The 3,302-nt window shown below is 40.3% G+C and carries 4 protein-coding genes; all 4 read left to right on the top strand.

What is annotated here, in order from left to right; translation table 11 throughout:
• The first annotated feature begins 137 nt into the window (after positions 1 to 137).
• The 4 genes from R7R24_RS24220 to R7R24_RS24200 all read left to right on the top strand — a co-directional run bounded on the left by R7R24_RS24220 (position 138) and on the right by R7R24_RS24200 (position 3,133).
• Positions 138 to 434 carry a hypothetical protein gene (locus R7R24_RS24220; protein WP_054579717.1) on the top strand — a complete coding sequence of 99 codons (297 nt, stop codon included), beginning with the start codon at positions 138 to 140 and terminating at the stop codon, positions 432 to 434.
• 159 nt (positions 435 to 593) lie between these two features.
• Entirely contained in the window at positions 594 to 1,139 is a 546-nt protein-coding gene (locus R7R24_RS24215; RefSeq protein ID WP_054579716.1) for a GNAT family N-acetyltransferase, read from the top strand.
• A gap of 142 nt (positions 1,140 to 1,281) precedes the next feature.
• On the top strand, positions 1,282 to 1,935 hold the full coding sequence (locus R7R24_RS24210; protein WP_054579715.1) for a hypothetical protein: 654 nt from the start codon (positions 1,282 to 1,284) through the stop codon (positions 1,933 to 1,935).
• Positions 1,936 to 2,755: 820 nt separating this feature from the next.
• Entirely contained in the window at positions 2,756 to 3,133 is a 378-nt protein-coding gene (locus R7R24_RS24200) for a hypothetical protein (RefSeq protein WP_017052519.1), read from the top strand.
• Positions 3,134 to 3,302: the final 169 nt, after the last annotated feature.

Below are 3,302 nucleotides of genomic sequence, written 5' to 3'. Positions count from 1 at the left end.
AGACGTTCAAGGCGATTCGAAACGCATTGGGGTTTTAGTGCCCAAATAGGCACGGATTTATCAGAGTTTATTTTAGGTTAGGGTGCATGTGCGTCTCTCACACCTTAACTGCGCGTTATGTTTTCGGGAGTAATTAAATGAATCCAAATATCCAATCGGCTTTAAGCTCAAAGGACAATATCCAAACCAAGATAAATGCTGGTGAGCGATATAGGCTGATGCACAAAAATATCAAATCTGGAAGTCTTTGGATTGAAGTGCAAAGAGAAGTGTATCGCGTAAAGGTTACAGGTGACGTTAAGCTTAGGCTACAAAGCTATATAACTAAAATAGTTGAGTCAGATCCAAGTGATGACCAAGGTAATCCAGTTTGGCATGTACCATTTGGTAGTAGCCTCAAGGCTATTATCTGTGAATACAATCGATTAACGTAGGCTACAAACATAACAAACTGTTTAAGAGGGATTCGCAACGCGTGGCATTTTTACTATGCGTTGATTTCAGTGTTTAAGGTGTTATGCGGCGGCTTTTGTATTGCGTTACTCACCCCTTAACAGGGCGTTATGCGTAATTGATGGAGTACCGAGAATTAGATGGAAGTAGTAGAAGCGGAGAAATCGGATTTAGATTCATTCTTTGTGTATCTAGAAAATCAGCTGTCTGAAAATGGCAATGGAGAAGTTCCTCTTTTCCAGCCAATGTCCAGAGAGCAAAGTGAAATTCCTGAAACAACAAAAGATAAGTTTATCCAAGGCTTTTCTCATCAGTTTGGCGACTTAGGTTGGAGAAAACTTTGGGTTGTAAAAGACACCTCTGGAAATATCAAAGGTCATGTTGATCTTCGCCACCACAGTGATGGAAGCCGTTCTCACAGGGTTCTATTAGGTATGGGCGTAGATGTTTCTTGCCGGAAGCAAGGTCTTGGTCAAAGACTCATTGATGCTGTTATAAATTTCTGCCAAGAAAAAGCTGAAATTGACTGGCTTGATCTTTGTGTATTATCAGAGAATTTCCCAGCAAAGAACCTCTACCTAAAGGCAGGGTTCAATGTTGTTGGAGAGTTCAAAGATCAATATAGAATCGACGGTTTGTCAGTCTCGGAAACAGCAATGACAAAGTACGTCAAAAATTACGCATAACAAACTGTTCAAGAGTGATTCGCAACGCGTGGCATTTTCACTATGCGTTGCGTTTGGTGTTTAAGGTGGTATGCGGGAGCTTCGGTATTGCGTTGCTCACCCCTTAACAGGGCGTTAGCTGTCTTAACTAGGAGTATATATAATGATTGATGGTGTGCAGGAGACTCCTTTGTGGGTAGTTAGCATGTCTACAATTCTGGCTTTCTTACCGCTTATAAAACTTTTACATCACATATTGCACTCTAATCGGTCTTACAAAGTCCAAAGTTTAGAAGCTCTTTCTAAAGTGTTAAGTGGCACTGAGAACATTAGCAACAGACTCGTTGCTGAGCAGTTGTTTATTAATCAATTCAAGGTACGTGTTGATTATGAAACCATAGTAGCTTTGCTTGCTTTCGAAGCACCGACAAAAGCAATAAACCTCTACCGAAACTCAAACAAGTATTTGAAAACGGCTAAAGGTCGATTGGTCTATGAAGATAAATATCAATGCTCGAAGAAAAGGCGTTTAGAAAAGTATATAAGACCAATTCGAAATCATATTTTATATTGGTTCTTCGCGATGATAGCTGGTTTTATTGGTTTGTACGTATATCGCTCGTTTAACATAGATACAATATTTCACACCAATTACGTACTTTTCAATGGGGCAGTTTGGGCGCTCTGTTCGTTAGGTAGCCTTATTTGCGTAATAATAGCGGTAAGATGTCTTACCGATACTACAAGCATTAAAGATGCAGAGGCTTTGATTGGTCTAAGCAATCAATATAAAAGTACACCCAAATGGCTTTACTAAAATACAGCTAACAAACTGTTTAAGAGTGATTCGCAACGCGTGGCATTTTTACTATGCGTTGCGTTTGGTGTTTAAGGTGGTTTGCGGCAGCTCTTGTATTGCGTTGCTCACACCTTAACAGGGCGTTAGTTTGCAAGAGGAAAAACGCAGCTATCTCGCAAGATCTAACGGTAAAAGCTCAAAGTTGAAATTGTCGTATCGGTGTTCAATTTCTGTGTTAATTAGCGTGGTCAAAATCCAAAATTGTCATCGTTTCAAGGGTAAATTTGTTCTTTGGTGTTTTGAGTTTTGGGTTAACTGAGTTGAACTTTTTTGCTGAAACTCTGCTCGTTGAGTTTGTTGGTACAAAAGCCGGTTTACTCGCTGAAACGACGTTTTCTCTGGTGTGGTAAGTTCACGTGGTTTCAGTGACTTTGTTGAAAGTCCGCATTGTGAGATTGGTTTTTCAAAAGCGCTTTTTGGTGTTGTGAGTTCGTTTTCTGCGGCGTTGTTTTTTCCACGTGGTTTCATTGAGTAGCCGCTTTGAGACTACGCCTGACTTAAGTGCGACAAAACACATAAAATTTATTGTTTGCAAAGTTTAAAACAACGTAAAATCAACGCTTTGGGTTTGCAAACTAACAAACTGTTCAAGAGGGATTCGCAACGCGTGGCATTTTTAATGTGCGTCGGCTTTAGTGATTAAGGTGGTTTGCAGAGGCATCGGTATTGCGTTGCTCACCCCTTAACAGGGCGTTATGTGCTTTGCGGCATATATCACAAACTATGAAACAGATGAGAGTAAAATTGCTCGGAAAATATCTTATAAAATAGGTTTTTCATGAAGTTCAATAGTTTACTTTTCATCGCTTTCTGTTTTGTCTCTAGTTCAGCCATCGCTTCTACCAGTACCTTAGAGTGCGTATATAAAAAGTATTCAGACCCAGAGGGTGTTCATACGGCAAAGAGTGATTTCATTCTTAGATATCTAATTGATCCAGATGCCGACAAAGTTTATGTGCTTGGGAACAATGGTAGTAATGAGGTGGTAAAGGTTCCTGGAAATGATCATGTGTCATTTTTGGAAGCGACTGGGGCAGGTAATGTGATGGTCACTACGATTACAAATACAATGAATACAGTTCATAGTCGAAACACAGTTGGCTTTGGTGGTGACCTGATTCCATCTCAGTACTACGGGAAATGCACAGCCAAGTAGTACGCACATAACAAAGCATTTAAGAGTGATTCGCAACGCTTGGCGCTTTCGCTTCGCTCAAGTATAGCCAAGCGCCGCTCACACCTTAATGCGGCGTTAGTTTGCAAGAGGAAAAACGCGGCTATATCCCAAGATTTAGTGGTAAAAGCTCAAAGTCTAAATTGTCGTA

The sequence above is a fragment of the Vibrio sp. 704 genome (assembly GCF_033339295.1).
Note: the sequence above shows the minus strand (reverse complement) of the source record. Positions and strands in the feature narration are given on the sequence as shown.